17 protein-coding genes are annotated in these 17,086 nt (G+C 62.4%); 14 read left to right on the top strand and 3 right to left on the bottom strand.

Annotated features, from left to right (window positions below; translation table 11 throughout):
- Positions 1 to 3: 3 nt before the first annotated feature.
- The gene (locus CO656_RS19680; protein ID WP_097526831.1) at positions 4 to 729 is read right to left on the bottom strand and encodes a glycerophosphodiester phosphodiesterase; all 726 of its coding nucleotides are present in this window, start codon (positions 727 to 729) and stop codon (positions 4 to 6) included.
- 12 nt (positions 730 to 741) lie between these two features.
- Complete coding sequence (locus CO656_RS19675) at positions 742 to 1,209, bottom strand: RidA family protein (RefSeq protein ID WP_037423017.1); 468 nt, start codon at positions 1,207 to 1,209, stop codon at positions 742 to 744.
- A gap of 137 nt (positions 1,210 to 1,346) precedes the next feature.
- Between CO656_RS19675 and CO656_RS19670 the strand changes: the two genes are divergently transcribed.
- From CO656_RS19670 to lpxB, 14 genes are all read left to right on the top strand, one after another.
- On the top strand, positions 1,347 to 2,168 hold the full coding sequence (locus CO656_RS19670; RefSeq protein ID WP_037423014.1) for a cell envelope integrity EipB family protein: 822 nt from the start codon (positions 1,347 to 1,349) through the stop codon (positions 2,166 to 2,168).
- 205 nt (positions 2,169 to 2,373) lie between these two features.
- Positions 2,374 to 3,141, top strand: coding sequence for a 30S ribosomal protein S2 (rpsB, locus tag CO656_RS19665; protein ID WP_014328193.1), 768 nt, complete (start codon positions 2,374 to 2,376; stop codon positions 3,139 to 3,141).
- Between the two features lie 255 nt (positions 3,142 to 3,396).
- Complete coding sequence (tsf, locus tag CO656_RS19660) at positions 3,397 to 4,320, top strand: translation elongation factor Ts (RefSeq protein ID WP_037423011.1); 924 nt, start codon at positions 3,397 to 3,399, stop codon at positions 4,318 to 4,320.
- A gap of 192 nt (positions 4,321 to 4,512) precedes the next feature.
- Positions 4,513 to 5,235: a UMP kinase gene (gene pyrH / locus CO656_RS19655; RefSeq protein WP_037423036.1), complete on the top strand. Its 723-nt coding sequence runs from the start codon at positions 4,513 to 4,515 to the stop codon at positions 5,233 to 5,235.
- 53 nt (positions 5,236 to 5,288) lie between these two features.
- A complete protein-coding gene (gene frr, locus CO656_RS19650; RefSeq protein WP_037423008.1) occupies positions 5,289 to 5,849 on the top strand; it encodes a ribosome recycling factor in 561 nt (186 codons plus the stop codon).
- Positions 5,850 to 5,885: 36 nt separating this feature from the next.
- The gene (locus tag CO656_RS19645) at positions 5,886 to 6,629 is read left to right on the top strand and encodes an isoprenyl transferase (RefSeq protein WP_097526830.1); all 744 of its coding nucleotides are present in this window, start codon (positions 5,886 to 5,888) and stop codon (positions 6,627 to 6,629) included.
- Positions 6,629 to 7,462, top strand: coding sequence for a phosphatidate cytidylyltransferase (locus tag CO656_RS19640; RefSeq protein WP_037423003.1), 834 nt, complete (start codon positions 6,629 to 6,631; stop codon positions 7,460 to 7,462). The genes CO656_RS19645 and CO656_RS19640 overlap by 1 nt, the downstream gene beginning before the upstream one ends.
- A 138-nt stretch (positions 7,463 to 7,600) precedes the next feature.
- Positions 7,601 to 8,725 carry an RIP metalloprotease RseP gene (rseP, locus tag CO656_RS19635; RefSeq protein ID WP_037423001.1) on the top strand — a complete coding sequence of 375 codons (1,125 nt, stop codon included), beginning with the start codon at positions 7,601 to 7,603 and terminating at the stop codon, positions 8,723 to 8,725.
- Positions 8,726 to 8,975: 250 nt separating this feature from the next.
- A complete protein-coding gene (gene bamA / locus CO656_RS19630; RefSeq protein WP_097526829.1) occupies positions 8,976 to 11,309 on the top strand; it encodes an outer membrane protein assembly factor BamA in 2,334 nt (777 codons plus the stop codon).
- Positions 11,310 to 11,352: 43 nt separating this feature from the next.
- A complete protein-coding gene (gene lpxD / locus CO656_RS19625; RefSeq protein WP_097526828.1) occupies positions 11,353 to 12,417 on the top strand; it encodes a UDP-3-O-(3-hydroxymyristoyl)glucosamine N-acyltransferase in 1,065 nt (354 codons plus the stop codon).
- Positions 12,410 to 12,874, top strand: coding sequence for a 3-hydroxyacyl-ACP dehydratase FabZ (fabZ, locus tag CO656_RS19620; protein ID WP_012707899.1), 465 nt, complete (start codon positions 12,410 to 12,412; stop codon positions 12,872 to 12,874). The genes lpxD and fabZ overlap by 8 nt, the downstream gene beginning before the upstream one ends.
- On the top strand, positions 12,871 to 13,689 hold the full coding sequence (lpxA, locus tag CO656_RS19615) for an acyl-ACP--UDP-N-acetylglucosamine O-acyltransferase (RefSeq protein WP_179864803.1): 819 nt from the start codon (positions 12,871 to 12,873) through the stop codon (positions 13,687 to 13,689). Before fabZ ends, lpxA begins: the two co-directional genes overlap by 4 nt.
- A gap of 5 nt (positions 13,690 to 13,694) precedes the next feature.
- Positions 13,695 to 14,576: an LpxI family protein gene (locus CO656_RS19610; RefSeq protein WP_037422989.1), complete on the top strand. Its 882-nt coding sequence runs from the start codon at positions 13,695 to 13,697 to the stop codon at positions 14,574 to 14,576.
- Entirely contained in the window at positions 14,573 to 15,757 is a 1,185-nt protein-coding gene (gene lpxB / locus CO656_RS19605; RefSeq protein ID WP_097526826.1) for a lipid-A-disaccharide synthase, read from the top strand. Before CO656_RS19610 ends, lpxB begins: the two co-directional genes overlap by 4 nt.
- 28 nt (positions 15,758 to 15,785) lie before the next feature.
- Here lpxB and gltA read toward each other — a convergent pair whose 3' ends face one another.
- Complete coding sequence (gltA, locus tag CO656_RS19600; protein ID WP_037422981.1) at positions 15,786 to 17,075, bottom strand: citrate synthase; 1,290 nt, start codon at positions 17,073 to 17,075, stop codon at positions 15,786 to 15,788.
- Positions 17,076 to 17,086: the final 11 nt, after the last annotated feature.

Raw genomic sequence — 17,086 nt, 5'->3', positions numbered from 1 at the left:
CGCCTAGGAAATCATGGTCTCCCTTGGATCGAAACCCTCGAACGTCATCTGATCGGCATGGGCGAAGCTGTGCTCCTGCGCCCGGCCATCGCGCACCGTCCAGGTGATGACGGTGCGGCCCATGGCGCGCTCCTTGGTTATGAAGGGATTCGGCAGGTCCCCGTAGAAATAGGAAATGAAGTCCAGCCCGAGCTGCATGGCTTCCTCGTGCACGAAGAATTTCTCGGGATTGGCGCCATCGGCGGTGAGACCGAGCGGATAGGGGGCGTCTAGCGCCTTCAGGTCCTTGAGCAGCCAATGGTCGAAGCTCATCAGAGCGACTGGCCCTGCGTAGTCCTCGAGCGTGTCGAGCACGGCCGCCGCGAACCCCTCGTCGTCGTCCTTGCGGCCCTTGAGTTCAAGCACGAGAGGAACCCGCCCGTCGACGAGACGAAGCATCTGCTTGAGCGTCGGAATCCTGTCCTTCGTGCCGCCGATCGACAATAGGCCGAGTTCGCCGGCGGTCTTCGCCCGAACGTCTCCCCTGATGCCGCAGAGGCGCTGCAGATCGTGGTCGTGGAAGACGACCGGAACGCTATCGGCGGTAAACTGCAGATCGCATTCGATCGCAAAGCCCGCCTCCGCAGCGCGGGAAAAGGCCGAAAGCGTGTTTTCCCAGACCTCTCGATTCATGTCGTGATAGCCGCGGTGGGCGATCGGCTGGGCTTTAAGCCAGGAAATATCCTTCATGAAGCGACCCGGTCAGGCGATTTCGAGGATGGCGTCGATTTCGACGGCCGCGTTGAAGGGCAGGGACGCCATGCCGACGGCGGCGCGCGCATGCTTGCCGGCTTCGCCGAGCACGTTGGCAAGGAGGTTCGACGCGCCATTAATGACGAGATGTTGTTCGGTGAATTCGGGAACCGAGGCGACGAAGCCATTGATCTTCACGAGGCGGCGGATGCGTCCGAGGTCGCCGCCGAGCGCCGCTTTGGCCTGGGCCAGAATGTTGATCGCGCAGAGTTCGGCGGCACGCTGCGCCGCGGCGACGTCGACATCCTTGCCGACATGGCCGGTGATCGCGACCTTTCCGCTTTCCATCGGCAGTTGGCCGGAGATGTAGAGCGTCGAGCCGGTGATGACGTAAGGCACGTAGTTGGCGACCGGCGCAACCGCCTCCGGAATGACGATACCAAGTTCGTTGAGACGCGTTTCAATCTCTGCGGACATGGAGGGCTCCCTTGTTGTCTTTTGTGTTAAAATCCTGCATGCGAAGCAGGGATCGCGACAGGCACGGACCGGATCTGCCTCGCTTCTGCCGAATGTTTGTTTATCCCATTGCCGGCGAGTCCAACAGGAGGAAACGGATGTTTCGTAAAGGCTTTGGTCTTCTCGCTCTGGGGAGCGTCTGCCTCGCCGCCGTGACCGTGGCTGGCGGTGCCTATGCGGCCGCATTGACGCCGCACCGCGCCGTCTACGATCTCGAACTGAAGAATGCCTCCGATCGCTCCGGCATCACCGGCATGTATGGACGCATGGTCTATGAGTTCAATGGGTCGGCTTGCGAGGGATATACAGTGAGCTTCCGCTTCGTCACCCAGGTCGATACCGGCGAGGAAGTTCGCCTGACCGATCAGCAGACCACCACCTACGAGGACTTGAAGAACAGGAGCTTTCGCTTTCTCACCCGCTCCTTCACCGACGAGAAGCTGGACAAGGAAGTGCGCGGCAACGCTCACGACGACAAGTCCGGCGTCAAGGTGGAACTGACGGCGCCTGACAAACGCGAGGTAGCGCTCGCCCAAAGCCGCTTCCCGACCGAGCATATGCTGGAGGTGATCGAGCGGGCCAAGCGCGGCGAGGGCCTTTTCGAATCCCGCATCTTCGACGGGTCCGATTCGGGTGACAAGACGCTGATCACCTCGACCTTCGTCGGCAAGCCGCGCAAGCCCGCCCCCGACGATGCGGACGCCGGCAAGGCGGGCAAGCTCGCCGGTGAAAGCTATTGGCCGGTGACGATCTCCTATTTCAACGACGAGGCGAGCGGCGACGCTTTGCCAATCTACCGCATGTCCTTCAAGCTCTACGAGAATGGTGTCACCCGCGACCTGACGATGGACTATGGTGACTTCGTGCTCAGCGGCAAGCTTGCCGATCTCGAAGTCTTCAACGCGGAAGAGTGCAAGTAGCGGCCATCGCCGGAGCTGTGCAGAGCAGTCGCGGCAAAAAACTGACTTGCTGACTTGATTTATCGGGCAGTTGCAGCTATGGGGCTGCCCATTCCACACGTGAGGCATGGGATTTTCCGGGAGAAATCCGGATTGTTCCGCCGGTGGGCGCATCTAGATGCGTTCGACGCCTTGCGGAGGTTCAACCGGAAAAGGAGAAAAAGGCATGGCATTGCCTGACTTTACCATGCGCCAGCTTCTCGAAGCAGGCGTGCACTTCGGCCACCAGACGCACCGCTGGAACCCGAAGATGAAGCCGTACATCTTCGGCGATCGTAACAACGTTCACATCATCGACCTCGCCCAGACCGTTCCGATGCTGTCGCGCGCCCTGCAGGTCGTCAGCGACACCGTTGCCAATGGCGGACGCGTGCTCTTCGTCGGCACCAAGCGCCAGGCCTCCGAGATCATCGCCGACGCTGCCAAGCGCTCCGCCCAGTATTACGTCAATGCTCGCTGGCTCGGCGGCATGATGACCAACTGGAAGACGATCTCGAACTCGATCCAGCGCCTGCGCAAGCTCGACGAAATCCTCGCATCCGAAGCTTCCGGCTTCACCAAGAAGGAGCGTCTGAACCTCGAGCGTGAGCGCGAGAAGCTGAACCGGGCGCTTGGCGGTATCCGCGACATGGGCGGCACGCCGGACCTGATGTTCATCATCGACACCAACAAGGAATCGATTGCGATCGAAGAAGCCAAGCGCCTTGGTATTCCGGTCGTCGCCGTCATCGACTCCAACTGCGATCCGGACCAGATCGACTACCCGATCCCGGGCAACGATGACGCATCGCGCGCGGTCGCTCTCTATTGCGATCTCATCGCCCGTGCTGCCATCGACGGCATTGCCCGTCAGCAGGGCGCTGCCGGCCGTGACCTCGGCGCAGCCGAAGAGGCACCGGTCGAGCCGGCTCTCGACGAATCGTCCGAAGCCTGATCTGGCCCACGGCAGCCGATACGTGGCTGCCGTACCCATGAAATATCGGGACGAGGCCGTTTGTGATGAAAATCTGAACGGCCTTGTTCTTTTTCAGCGAGGAATGGTGCGGTCGGGCAGACGTTTTTGCCCGCGCAAGCATCGCGACGGCAGCGTCATAACGATGTCACACTGAAGGGCCATTCCCTGCCAAACCCACTGGCACGGCGCCACCCGCGATTGGCGCGCCAGCGAAACAGACAAAGAGGCAAGAAGATGACTGTTACTGCCGCAATGGTGAAGGATCTGCGCGAAAAGACCGGCGCAGGCATGATGGATTGCAAGAAGGCGCTGGCCGAGACCAACGGCGACATGGAAGCCGCCATCGACTGGCTGCGCGCCAAGGGCATTGCCAAGGCCGACAAGAAGTCCGGCCGCACGGCTGCCGAAGGCCTCATCGGCATCGCCAGTGCCGGCAACACGGCCGTTGTCGTCGAAATCAACTCCGAGACCGACTTCGTGGCCCGCAACGACGCTTTCCAGGACCTCGTCCGCGGCGTCGCCAATGTCGCGCTGGGTACCGAAGGCACTGTTGAGGCTGTCGCCAGGGCGGCCTATCCGGCAACCGGCAAGTCCGTCGAGGATACGATCAAGGACGCCATCGCGACGATCGGCGAAAACATGACGCTGCGCCGTGCCGCCCTCCTCAAGGTTGAGGACGGCGTAGTTGCGACCTACATCCACAACGCCGCCGGCGACGGCATCGGCAAGCTCGGCGTGCTGGTTGCTCTGAAGTCGACCGGCGACAAGGAAGCGCTGAATGCGATCGGCCGTCAGGTTGCGATGCACGTCGCCGCGACCAACCCGCTTGCCGTTCGCCCGAGCGAGATCGACCCGGCCGTCGCCGAGCGTGAGCGCAACGTCTTCATCGAACAGTCGCGCGCTTCCGGCAAGCCGGACAACATCATCGAGAAGATGGTCGACGGCCGCATGCGCAAGTTCTTCGAGGAAGTTGCGCTCCTGTCGCAGGCTTTTGTCATGAACCCCGACCAGACGGTCGAGGCGGCGATCAAGGAAGCCGAGAAGACCGTCGGTGCGCCGATCGAAGTTGCCGGTATCGCACGTCTGCTGCTCGGCGAAGGCGTTCAGAAGGAAGAGTCCGATTTCGCGGCGGAAGTCGCAGCAGCCGCAAAGGGTTGATTTCTTCTTTCCAATTGGGAAAAGCTGGGGGCATCGCGTGACAACGCGGTGCCCTTCGTGTATCCGGCATGCGTTATTGCGGCGGACCCGCCGGGGCTGTGCCAGGGGCGGTCGATACCACGCAAGACGAATTGTCCTCATGCCGCTGTGTGCGCCTGTCGCCCATGCGTGCCGATCTGCTCAGGAGTGATGATGTCGGCCAAGCCAATCTACAAGCGCGTTCTTCTCAAAGCCTCCGGTGAAGCCTTGATGGGAAGCCAGGGTTTCGGCATCGACGTCGCCGTCGCCGACCGTATCGCCTCGGACATTGCCGAGGCGCGGGCCATGGGTGTCGAAGTCGGTGTCGTCGTCGGTGGCGGCAACATCTTCCGCGGCGTCGCCGTCGCCTCGAAGGGCGGCGACCGGGTGACAGGCGACCACATGGGCATGTTGGCGACCGTCATCAATGCGCTTGCGCTGGCGACGTCGCTGCGCAAGCTCGATATCGATACGGTGGTGCTGTCGGCGATCGCCATGCCGGAGATCTGCGAGAGCTTCTCGCAGCGCGCCACGCTCTATCACCTTTCGCTCGGCCGCGTCGTGATCTTCGCCGGTGGCACGGGCAATCCCTTCTTCACGACGGATTCCGCAGCGGCGCTCCGCGCCGCCGAGATGGGCGCCGAGGCGATCTTCAAGGGCACTCAGGTCGACGGCATCTATTCCGCCGATCCGAAGAAGGACCCGTCCGCGACGCGCTTCGACCGCCTGACCCACAGCGAAGTTCTCGAGAAGGGGCTCGCCGTCATGGACGTTGCTGCCGTGGCACTGGCGCGGGAAAATGCCATTCCAATCGTCGTGTTCTCGATCCATGAGAAGGGCGGCTTCGCGGACATATTGACCGGTGGCGGTCGTGCCACCATCGTGTCTGATAATTGATAATCTGCAGAGGCCGGGACGGCCGCCGAGATGAAGAAATGGGAGTCTGAACCATGAGTGAAGGTGTGGATCTGAAGGAATTGAAGCGCCGCATGGACGGAGCGATCGCCGCTTTCAAGCACGACATCGCATCGCTGCGGACCGGTCGTGCATCCGCGAACGTTCTCGATCCGGTGACCGTCGAAGCCTACGGTTCGCGCATGCCCCTGAACCAAGTCGCCAACATCACCGTCCCGGAGGCGCGGATGCTCTCGGTTTCCGTTTGGGACAAGTCGATGGTCGGCGCCGTGGATCGGGCGATCCGGGAGTCCAATCTTGGTCTCAACCCGATCATCGATGGGCAGAATCTGCGCATTCCGTTGCCGGAGCTGAACGAGGAACGCCGCAAGTCCCTCGTCAAGGTCGCCCACGACTATGCCGAGAAGAGCAAAGTGGCCGTGCGCCACGTCCGCCGAGACGGCATGGACGGCCTGAAAAAAGCCGAAAAGGATGGTGACATCGGCCAGGACGAGAGCCGTGCTCAGTCCGAGCGGGTGCAAAAGATGACCGACGAAGTGATTTCCGAAATCGACCGCTTGCTCGCGGAGAAGGAAAAGGAAATCATGCAGGTCTGACCGCGGAAAAATCGAGTCTCTAGTTTCGGACGGCCCATGCAAGATTTCGTTCCCACAAACGTGCCGGCTCACGTCGCCATCATAATGGACGGCAACGGTCGTTGGGCGAACGCGCGTGGACTGCCCCGCACCATGGGACACCGCAAGGGCGTCGAGGCGGTGCGCGGTGCCGTCAAGACTGCCGCCGAGCTCGGCATCCGCTATCTGACGCTGTTCGCATTCTCTTCCGAGAACTGGAGCAGGCCGGAAGACGAGGTCAGCGATCTCATGGGCCTGCTCAAGGCCTTCATCCGCCGGGATCTCGCGGACCTTCACCGCGAAAACGTCCGTATCCGCGTCATCGGCGACCGGGGCAACTTGGGCGGCGACATCCTGCCGCTCCTGCTCGAGGCCGAGGAGACGACGATCGCCAACACCGGGATCACGCTTGTGATCGCGTTCAACTACGGCGCCCGCGACGAATTGGCGAGAGCGATGCGGCGTCTTGGAGAAGAGGTGGCGGCCGGCCGCCTTCACCCGGACGATATTACCGTCGACCGCATAGCGGCGGCGCTCGACACCGCCGGCATTCCGGACCCTGATCTCATCCTGCGGACGAGCGGCGAGGAGCGTCTTTCAAACTTTCTGCTCTGGCAGGGGGCCTATTCCGAATTGCTGTTCGTTCCCGAACTCTGGCCGGACTTCACGCGCGAGACATTCGTCGCCGCCATCGAGAAATATGCCTCCCGCGAACGCCGGTTCGGCGGGCTGCCGCAACCGACTTTGGCGGTCGGGTCCTGATGCAGAGAGAGCTCAAACTCCGCATCGCATCGGGCATTGTGCTTGCTGCGATAACCCTCGGTGCCACCTGGGCCGGAGGCTTTGCCTTCCAGCTTCTGTCTATCGCAATCGGCCTGCTCGTCTATTACGAATGGTCGACGATCACCAAGCTTGCCGAGCGGGATTTCCAGGGCAATGCCCTCGGCTGGCTGTCGCAGGCCGTCATCGCCGCCTTGGTGCTGATGGACTATATGCCCTACAGCCTGCCGGTGCTTGCCGGCAGCATCGTCCTTTCCACTCTCTGGGTGCTGATCAAGAGGACGAGCTGGTGGCTGCCGGCCGGCGTCGCCTATGCCGGATTGACAAGCATATCGCTGGCGGCGATCCGTGGCGCGGACTATCTGGGCCTCATTGCGATGCTCTTCGTGTTTGCCGTGGTCTGGGGAACGGACATCTTCGCCTATTTCGTCGGGCGGGCGGTCGGAGGTCCGAAGCTGGCTCCAGCGATCTCGCCCGGCAAGACCTGGTCGGGCGCGGTCGGCGGCGCGATCTGCGGCGTTCTTGCCGGGGTCGCCGTCTTCATGGCCCATTTCTCGCTCGACGACGCGCGCATGCCGGTCGCGGCGCTGTTGCTCTCCATTGCAAGCCAGATCGGGGACCTGTTCGAATCCTTCGTGAAGCGGCGCTTCGGCGTGAAAGATTCGAGCCATCTGATCCCTGGTCACGGCGGCGTTATGGACCGCGTCGACGGGTTGATCTTCGCCAGTGTCGCGGCGCTGCTTCTGGTCCTTGTTCAACTCCTGCTCGGCGGCGGAAGGAACGAGAACTTCGCCTCCGTCCTGTTGGGCCTCTAGCCCGGAAATCACCTCACACTTCCGTCATCGCATCCGGCGCTGCTGCATACTTCCTTAAATCCCGGTAGAAATAAGGGTAAGATCGCGCGGCATCCAAAGTCTGACGGCGGCGACAACGCGGATGCGATAGGAATCGATATGAGCCTTCTGCTAGACAATCTTCAATACACCATTCCCACCTTCCTGTTCCTCCTGACCTTGCTGGTCTTCGTCCATGAGATGGGGCACTACCTCGTGGGCCGCTGGTCCGGAATTCGCATCGTTGCCTTCTCCGTCGGCTTCGGCCCGGAGCTCTTCGGCTGGACGGATCGGCACGGAACGAGGTGGAAATTCTGCGCGATCCCGCTTGGCGGCTATGTGAAATTCTTCGGCGACGAGGATGCGGCAAGCACGCCCGACTACCGGCGGCTGGAAACGATCAGGCCGGAAGAGCGCGCCCGCACCTTTCTCGGCGCCAAGCTGTGGAAACGGGCTGCAACCGTCGCGGCCGGCCCGATCGCCAACTTCCTCTTGGCGATCGCCATCTTTGCCGTTCTCTTCTCGATCTATGGCCGCGCCGTGGCCGATCCGGTGGTGGCCTTCGTCGCACCCGGCAGTGCGGCCGAAAAGGCCGGGGTCCTGCCGGGCGACAAGTTGATTTCGATCGACGGCAAGCCTATCGCCACCTTCGACGACGTGCGCCGTTACGTCAGTGTTCGTCCGGAACTCCCGATCAAGGTCCGCATAGAGCGCGCAGGCGCCACCGTCGACCTCGACATGGTGCCGCAACGCACCGAATCCGTCGATCCGCTCGGCAACAAGGTCGAGGAGGGAAAGATCGGCATCGGCACGAATCAGGAGGCCGGCAACTTCCGTGTCGAGACCTACGGCCCGCTCGAAGCGGTCGGGCAGGGCGCCTTGCAGAGCTGGCGGATCGTCACCGGTACGTTCGACTATCTGTCGAATCTCTTTGTCGGCCGCATGAATGCCGATCAGGTGGGTGGGCCGATCCGCATCGCGCAGATGTCCGGCCAGATGGCAAAGCTCGGCATCGCCGAAGTGCTCAATTTTGCCGCCGTCCTCTCGGTCTCGATAGGATTGCTTAACCTCATGCCGGTTCCGGTGCTTGATGGCGGCCATCTCATGTTCTATGCGGTCGAGGCGTTGCGCGGCAAGCCGGTCGGCCCGGCGGCCCAGGAACTCGCATTCCGGATCGGTTTCGCCATGGTGCTGATGCTCACGGTCTTTGCCGCCTGGAACGACATCAACTGGCTGTTCGGTTAGCACTGACGGGCGCCGACGAGGGGATCTGAACTTTTGGGAAAGCTGTGACGAGCGAGTTTCACAAGCTTGCTTTGCAACGATTTGTTTACGATAACGCAACGCCGTAGTGGCTGTTAAGCCACGGTTCGAATTGAAGTAAACAGAAATTAACGAGCTGGCTTGCTTGTATGGGAAAAGCGGGTAAAACGGCAACCGTGACCGGAGTCGGTACGAAATTGCCGCGGGACGTTGGAAAAAGGTAAGAATTGCAATGAAAGCTGGTTCAAGGTTTTTGAACGCGGTGTCGGCGTTTGCGCTGTCGGCAAGCATGGTTGCGACAGGAACCGGTGCGGCACTGGTTGCGAGCGCGTCGGTCGCCCAGGCCGCGGTCATCAATCGTGTTGAAGTCCGTGGCGCCACGCGCGTCAGCCCGGAAACCGTTCGCGCGAACATCACGATCGTCCCCGGCAAGAGCTTCAGCAATGCGGATATCGACGCTTCGGTGAAGCGGCTCTACGCAACCGGCTATTTCTCCGACGTCAGCATCAGCATCTCCGGCGGCACGCTCGTCGTGAATGTCAGCGAGAATCAGCTCGTCAACCAGGTCGTCTTCAACGGCAACCGCAAGATCAAGGACGACAAGCTGCAGGGCGTGGTTCGCACGCAGCCGCTCGGTCCCTACAGCGAGGCGACCGTCGAGACTGATATCCAGGCCATCAAGGATGCCTATGCCGCCATCGGCCGCAGCGACGTGACGGTGACGACGCAGGTCGTGCCGATCGCCGAAGGCCGCGTCAACCTTGCCTTCGTCATCAACGAGGGCGAGCGCACCAAGATCACGCAGATCAATTTCGTCGGCAACGAGGCCTACAGCGACGGCCGCCTGCAGTCGGTGATTGCCACCAAGGAATCCGGGATCTTCTCGTTCCTGACGCGCAAGGACGTCTACAACCCCGACAAGCTGCGTGCCGACGAAGAGCTGCTGCGGCAATTCTACTACAATCGCGGTTATGCCGACTTCAACATCATCTCGTCCGAAGCAACGCTCAACGAGGCGACCAACGAATATACGGTGACGATCACTGTCGAAGAAGGTCCGCGCTACGACTTCGGTGCCATCAACGTCGAGTCGACGGTTGAGGGCATCAATGCGGAGGAGCTGAAAGGCCTCGTGCAGAGCCATGAAGGCTCCGTATACAAGGCCAAGGACATCCAGGACACGATGAGCGCGATCTCCAAGCGTGTCGCCTCGGCGGGCTATCCGTTCGCCCGCGTGACGCCGCGCGGCAATCGCGATCTCGCCAATCACACGATTGCCGTCGACTATCTCGTCGACCAGGGCGAGCGCGCCTATGTCGAGCGCATCGAGATCCGCGGCAATACGCGTACGCGCGACTACGTCATCCGCCGCGAATTCGATGTCGGCGAAGGCGACGCCTTCAACCAGGAAATGATCGCCCGCGCCAAGCGCCGGCTCGAGGCCCTCGGCTACTTCTCGTCGGTCAACATCACCACCCAGCCGGGCAGTGCGGCTGACCGCGTCATCGTCGTCGTCGACGTGCAGGACCAGTCGACCGGTTCGTTCGGCATCGGCGCCGGCTATGCCGCCGGCAGCGGCGGCGGCTTCCTCGTCGAAGCCTCGATCGAAGAGAAGAACTTCCTCGGACGCGGTCAATATATCCGTCTGGCCGCCGGCAAGGGCGAAGACAGCCAGACCTACAATGTCTCGTTCACCGAGCCTTACTTCCTCGGCTATCGCCTGGCCGCAGGTTTTGACCTCTTCAAGAACGAGCACGACTACGACGACGACAACTACAGCTACAACGATCAGGGCTTCAGCCTGCGCGTCACCGCGCCGATCACCGAGAACCTGTCGACGACGCTGCGTTACAACTACACGGAGCTCGAATATTTCGGCGATCAGGACGAGCTGTCGTCGCCCTATGACCGCGTGGTCGAGGATAGCCCGTGGACACGTTCGTCGGTATCGCAGTCGGTCACCTACAACACGCTGGACGACGCTCAGTTGCCGCATGAGGGTATCCTCGCCTCGGTTACGCAGGAGTTCGCCGGCCTCGGCGGCACGTCCGATTTCTACAAGCTGACGGGTAAGGCCAAGTGGTACTACACGGTGAACGACGAAGCGGACATCATCGCCTCGCTCGCCGGTAGCGCCGGGCACCTCTTCAAGACCTCCGGCTCGATGGAAGTGTTCGACCAGTTCCAGCTGGGCAGCAATGACATCCGCGGCTTCGAGCGCAATGGCATCGGTCCGCGCGTCAACAATGGCGATGCACTCGGCGGCACGACCTATTTCACTGCCTCGGCCGAGGCCTCGTTCCCGCTGCCGGGCATTCCGCGTGACAGCGGCTTCCGTGGTGCCTTCTTCGTTGATGCCGGAACGCTCTATGGCAACGACGTGGAGCTGACGGGAGCAGGCGAGTTCGCCCGCGGTACGGACGCCTCGCTGCGCGCTTCCGTCGGCGTCAGCCTGATCTGGGCTTCGCCGTTCGGACCGCTGCGCGTGGACTACGCAGTGCCGGTTGCAAAGGAAGACTTCGACGAGGTCCAGAACTTCAAGTTTGGTATCAACTCGTCGTTCTGATAAGTGCAGTCCAGAACTGCCACCAAATCGTTCTGGAGTGTCCATGGAACAGAACTGGTTTTTTCCGCCCCATGAAGGGATTCGTCTGGGTGACCTCGCGGATCGGCTTGGGGCGGAGCTCTCTGATGCCGACGCGGCCGATCGTACGATCCATACGGTGGCACCGGTCTATCGCGCCAAGTCCGGCGACATTTGCTACATGCTGTCGCGCAAGAGCCGGGATGAATTCGAGAGCTGCCAGGCTTCCGCGATCATCTGCGACAAGGCCGTCGCCTCGATCGTTCCGGGCCATATTCCCGTCCTCCTGACCCAGAAGCCGCATACGGCCTTCGCGCTCGCCGGCGCGTTGCTGCACGGTGAGGCACTGCGTCCGTCGTTCAACACCAGCGGGCGGGGCATTGCGCCCGGAGCCTTCGTCGACCCGACGGCGCGACTCGAGCCTGGAGTCGAGATAGAGCCGATGGCGGTCATCGGTGCCGGTGCGGAGATCGGCAGCGGCACGCGGATCGCCGCCGGTGCGGTCATCGGCCCCCGTGTTCGGATCGGCAGGGATTGCACGATCTCGGCCGGCGCCAGCATCCTCTGTGCGCTGATCGGCAACAATGTCATCATTCATCCCGGCGCGCGCATCGGTCAGGACGGCTTCGGCTATGCACCTGGTCCGAAGGGCGGGATGATCAAGATCGTTCAGGTCGGCCGCGTGATCATCCAGGACCATGTGGAGATCGGAGCCAATACGACGGTCGATCGGGGCACGATGGACGACACGGTGATCGGCGAGGGCACGAAGATCGATAATCTCGTGCAGATCGGTCACAACGTCCGCATCGGCCGCTACTGCGGCATCGTCAGCCAGGTCGGCATCGCCGGCAGCACACGCATCGGCGACGGCGTAATGATCGGCGGCAATGCCGGCGTCAACGGACACATCACGATTGGAGATGGAGCACAGATCGCCGCGATGAGCGGTGTGGCGAGCGACGTTCCGGCGGGTGAGCGATACGGCGGAATTCCGGCGCGGCCGATGCGCGACTTCCTGCGGGAGATCGCGGAAATCGCCATGCGCTCAAGCGAAAGGCATAAGAAAAAGGGTGGCAAGGATGAATGACGCTGCGACAGTTCTCGGCACGGCAGACCTTCAGGAGATCCTCAGACTTCTTCCCCACCGCTATCCGTTCCTGCTCGTCGACCGCATCATCGAGATCGATGACGACAATTCGGCGATAGGCATCAAGAACGTGACGGCGAACGAGCCGCATTTCACCGGCCATTTCCCGGAAAAGCCGATCATGCCGGGCGTGCTGCTGATCGAGGGCATGGCCCAGACGGCGGGTGCCATCTGCGCCCGCAAAACGGGCATCGGCAGCAATCTCGTCTACTTCATGACGATCGACAACGCGCGCTTCCGCAAGCCCGTGGTGCCGGGCGACCGTGTCGAGTTCCATGTCACCAAGCAGAAGCAGCGGGGCAATATCTGGAAGTTTCACTGTGACGCAAAAGTTGACGGGCAACTTGTCGCGGAAGCTGATATCGGCGCGATGATTGTCAGCAAGGAAGACGCCTGAACATGATTGCATCAAGTGCCAAGATCCACCCGGCGTCCGTTGTCGAAGACGGCGCGGTGATCGGCGAGAACGTCAAGGTCGGCCCGTTTTGCCATATCGGGCCGAACGCCGTTCTAGGCGACGATATCGAGCTCCTGAGCCATGTGGTCGTGAGCGGGCGCACGACGATCGGCAAGGGCACGAAGATCTTCCCCGGGGCGGTCATCGGCGGTGATTCCCAGAGCGTGCATCACAGCGCCGTGGATACGACTCTCGTAATCGGCGAGAACTGCACGATCCGCGAAGGCGTGACGATGAATACCGGCACCGTCGAACATGGCGGGACGACCGTCGTCGGCAACAACAACCTGTTCCTCGCCTATTCGCATGTGGCGCATGACTGCCGGCTCGGGAACAACATCATCCTGTCGAACAACGTGATGCTTGCCGGTCATGTGACCGTCGAGGATCGCGCCATTCTCGGCGGCGGCTCGGCCGTTCATCAGTTCACCCGGGTCGGCAAGCAGGCCTTTATCGGCGGGCTGTCGGCCGTCAGCTACGACGTCATTCCCTATGGCATGCTCAACGGCAACCCGGGCGTGCTGAGCGGCCTCAACGTCGTCGGCATGACGCGCGCCGGCATCGATCGCCCGGTCATCCATGCGGTGCGCCGCTGCTACAAGCAGATCTTCGAGGGACCGGAATCGATCCGCGCCAACGCGGCTGCGATTCGCGGCGAATATCTCGACTGCCCGCCGGCTTTGGAGATTCTCGATTTCATCGTTGCGGAAAGCGACCGCGCACTTTCATCGCCCAATCGCGGCGGTAAGGGTTGAGGGCCATGGCCGCGTCGCACCTGCCGCGCAGCAGCGGCAGGCTTGCCATCATTGCCGGCGCCGGTGCGCTTCCCCACCATGTTGCAGAGGCGGCCCGCAGGCAGGGCGAAGATCCGTTCGTCATAGCGCTTTCGCGAGAGGCGGATGGCGACTGGAGCGGCTTCGACCACGCGACGCTGGCCATCGGCGACTTCGCCGCGATCAGCAAAGCCTTTGCGGCGGAGGGGATCGATCGGGTCGTGCTGTCCGGATCGGTCCAAAGGCGGCCAGATTGGCGCGACATCCGGCCGACGCTGAAAACGCTCGCAAAAGTACCGAGTGTCCTGAGGACGCTGGTATCCGGCGGCGATGATGCCGTGCTGCGCATGGCGATGGATCTTATCGAGGCAAGCGGCGCCCGAGTGATCGGCGCGCACGAGGTGGTTCCCGATCTGCTTGCCAATGCCGGCCCCATCGGAGAACACGCGCCGGCGGACGAGGATCGGCGCGACATCGAGGCGGGGATTGCCGCCGCCAACGCGCTCGGAGCGCTTGACGTCGGGCAGGGCGCCGTCGCCGTCGGGGGCAGGGTGGTGGCCCTGGAGGGCGCCGAAGGAACGGACGCAATGCTGGCGCGGGTCGCCGAACTCAAGGCCGATGGCCGCCTATCGAGCCGCCGTCGCGGCGTTCTCGTTAAGCTCTGCAAACCGCAGCAGGACGAACGGGCCGATCTCCCGTCGATCGGGCCCTCGACCGTGGCAGGCGCCGCCGCCGCGGGGCTCGCCGGCATAGCGGTCGAGGCCGGGCGTGCACTGGTCCTCGAACGGTCGACCGTTATCGAGACGGCGAACCGCCGCGGCCTCTTCGTTCTTGGAATCGAGCGCGACGCCCGGGAGCGGGCGCGATGAACGGCCGGAAATATCGGCTGGCGGTGATAGCCGGGGAGGTTTCCGGAGATCTGCTCGGCGCCGATCTGGTGCGGACGCTCAAGGGGCGGATGGGCGCGCCGATCGAACTCGTCGGCGTCGGCGGCGATGCGCTGGAGGCCGAGGGACTTGTCTCGCTGTTCGACTACAGCGAACTGTCGATCATGGGCTTCTCGCAGGTCCTGGCGCGTCTGCCGAAGCTTCTTTTGCGCATCAGACAAACGGCCCGCGCCATCGTGGCGGCGCGCCCGGATGCGCTCGTCATCATCGACAGCCCCGATTTTACCCATCGCGTCGCGCGGCAGGTGCGCGACGCAATGCCGGACATGCCGATCATCGACTATGTCTGTCCGAGCGTCTGGGCCTGGAAGCCCGAGCGGGCGCCCCGGATGCTCGGCTATGTCGACCATGTGCTTGCCGTGCTTCCCTTCGAGCCGGCGGTGATGGCGACGCTCGGCGGCCCGCCGACCAGCTATGTCGGCCACCGGCTGGCGTCGGACGCCAACCTGCTCGCGGTTCGGGAACACCGGCGTCAGAGGCTGCAAACGGGGCGGGGGCAAGGGGGCAAGACCTGCCTGCTGCTTCCGGGATCGCGCGCGAGCGAAATCAGCCGCCTGCTGCCGGTTTTCGCGGAGGCCGTTGCGGAGATTGCTGCACGCAACCCGGGCACGCGTTTCCTGCTGCCGACCGTCCCGCGCCAGGAACATCGCGTGCGGGAATTGACCGCATCCTGGAAAATCCAGCCGGAAATAACCGTTGATCCGGAAATGAAGTGGCGGGCATTCGGCGAGGCGGACGCGGCAATCGCGGCGTCAGGCACGGTCATCCTCGAATTGGCGCTCGCGGGTGTCCCGGTCGTTTCGACCTATCGTGCGGACTGGCTCGTCACGCTCCTCCATGAAAAGATCCGGATATGGACGGCGGCACTGCCGAACCTCATCGCAGACTTTCCGATTGTTCCCGAATATTTCAACAAGGCCATTCGGCCAGGGACACTGACGCGCTGGTTCGAGAGGCTATCGAGCGACACGCCGCAGCGCGCTGCGATGCTCGATGGCTTCGCTCTCGTGCAGCAGCGCATGGCGACCGACAGCCCTCCGGGCGAGAAAGCGGCGGAAATCGTCATGAACTTTCTCCAAAAGAAAAAGCCCGGCCAGTCCTGACCGGGCTTTTCGCTTCGAGGTGGGCGCTTCAACGCTTGGAGATCGGCACGTAGTCGCGCAGCGGCGCGCCGATATAGAGCTGACGCGGACGCCCGATGCGCTGTTCCGGATCCTCGATCATCTCGTTCCACTGGGCGATCCACCCAACGGTGCGGGCAAGCGCGAAGAGCACCGTGAACATCGTGGTGGGGAAACCCAGCGCCTTCAGCGTGATGCCGGAATAGAAGTCGATGTTCGGATAGAGCTTCTTTTCAATGAAGTACTCGTCCGTCAGCGCGATGCGCTCGAGTTCCATCGCGACTTCCAGGAGCGGATCGTCCTTGTGGCCGAGCTCAGCGAGCACCTCATGGGTCGTCTTCTGCATGATCTTGGCGCGCGGATCATAGTTCTTGTAGACGCGGTGGCCGAAGCCCATCAGGCGGAACGGATCGTTCTTGTCCTTCGCCTTGGCGATATATTCCGGGATACGGTCGACCGAGCCGATCTCGGCGAGCATGTTGAGGGCCGCTTCGTTGGCGCCGCCGTGCGCGGGACCCCAGAGGCAGGCAATGCCGGCGGCGATGCAGGCGAACGGGTTTGCGCCCGACGAGCCGGCGAGACGCACGGTCGAGGTCGAGGCGTTCTGCTCGTGGTCAGCGTGCAGGATGAAGATGCGATCCATCGCCCGCGACAGGACAGGGTTCACCACATATTCCTCGCAGGGCACGGCAAAGCACATGCGCAGGAAGTTCGAGGCGTAGTCGAGGTCGTTCTTCGGGTAAACGAAGGGCTGGCCGATGTGGTACTTGTAGGCCATTGCCGCAATCGTCGGCATCTTGGCGATCATGCGCAGCGACGCGACCATGCGCTGATGCGGGTCGGTGATGTCGGTGGAGTCGTGATAGAAGGCCGACAAAGCGCCGACGCAGCCGCACATGACGGCCATCGGGTGAGCGTCGCGGCGGAAGCCGGTGAAGAACCGCGACATCTGTTCGTGAATCATCGTGTGATGCGTCACGCGATAGTCGAAGTCGTCCTTCTGCGCCTTCGTCGGCAGTTCGCCGTACAGAAGAAGATAGCAGACTTCCAGGAAGTCGCCGTGATCGGCCAACTGTTCGATCGGGTAGCCGCGATGCAGCAGCACGCCCTCGTCGCCGTCGATATAGGTGATCTTGGATTCACACGATGCCGTTGACGTGAAGCCAGGGTCGTAGGTAAACATCTTGGTCTGCTTGTAAAGCGAGCCGATATCCACCACGTCCGGGCCGATCGATCCCGATCTCACTGGCAGGTCCGCTGCTTTTCCATCGATTGAGATTGTCGCGCTTGTTCCTGACATGGGACCCTCCG

Source organism: Sinorhizobium sp. FG01 (genome assembly GCF_002531875.1).
Taxonomy (GTDB): domain Bacteria; phylum Pseudomonadota; class Alphaproteobacteria; order Rhizobiales; family Rhizobiaceae; genus Sinorhizobium; species Sinorhizobium fredii_C.
The sequence above is the reverse complement of the archived record's forward strand: the minus strand, read 5'-3'. Positions and strand labels throughout refer to the sequence as shown.

Coding starts and splice junctions, on each gene's coding strand:
- CO656_RS19680 (WP_097526831.1), bottom strand. CDS start 729: ATGAAGGATATTTCCTGGCTTAAAGCCCAGCCGATCGCCCACCGCGGC.
- CO656_RS19675 (WP_037423017.1), bottom strand. CDS start 1,209: ATGTCCGCAGAGATTGAAACGCGTCTCAACGAACTTGGTATCGTCATT.
- CO656_RS19670 (WP_037423014.1), top strand. CDS start 1,347: ATGTTTCGTAAAGGCTTTGGTCTTCTCGCTCTGGGGAGCGTCTGCCTC.
- rpsB (WP_014328193.1), top strand. CDS start 2,374: ATGGCATTGCCTGACTTTACCATGCGCCAGCTTCTCGAAGCAGGCGTG.
- tsf (WP_037423011.1), top strand. CDS start 3,397: ATGACTGTTACTGCCGCAATGGTGAAGGATCTGCGCGAAAAGACCGGC.
- pyrH (WP_037423036.1), top strand. CDS start 4,513: ATGTCGGCCAAGCCAATCTACAAGCGCGTTCTTCTCAAAGCCTCCGGT.
- frr (WP_037423008.1), top strand. CDS start 5,289: ATGAGTGAAGGTGTGGATCTGAAGGAATTGAAGCGCCGCATGGACGGA.
- CO656_RS19645 (WP_097526830.1), top strand. CDS start 5,886: ATGCAAGATTTCGTTCCCACAAACGTGCCGGCTCACGTCGCCATCATA.
- CO656_RS19640 (WP_037423003.1), top strand. CDS start 6,629: ATGCAGAGAGAGCTCAAACTCCGCATCGCATCGGGCATTGTGCTTGCT.
- rseP (WP_037423001.1), top strand. CDS start 7,601: ATGAGCCTTCTGCTAGACAATCTTCAATACACCATTCCCACCTTCCTG.
- bamA (WP_097526829.1), top strand. CDS start 8,976: ATGAAAGCTGGTTCAAGGTTTTTGAACGCGGTGTCGGCGTTTGCGCTG.
- lpxD (WP_097526828.1), top strand. CDS start 11,353: ATGGAACAGAACTGGTTTTTTCCGCCCCATGAAGGGATTCGTCTGGGT.
- fabZ (WP_012707899.1), top strand. CDS start 12,410: ATGAATGACGCTGCGACAGTTCTCGGCACGGCAGACCTTCAGGAGATC.
- CO656_RS19610 (WP_037422989.1), top strand. CDS start 13,695: ATGGCCGCGTCGCACCTGCCGCGCAGCAGCGGCAGGCTTGCCATCATT.
- lpxB (WP_097526826.1), top strand. CDS start 14,573: ATGAACGGCCGGAAATATCGGCTGGCGGTGATAGCCGGGGAGGTTTCC.
- gltA (WP_037422981.1), bottom strand. CDS start 17,075: ATGTCAGGAACAAGCGCGACAATCTCAATCGATGGAAAAGCAGCGGAC.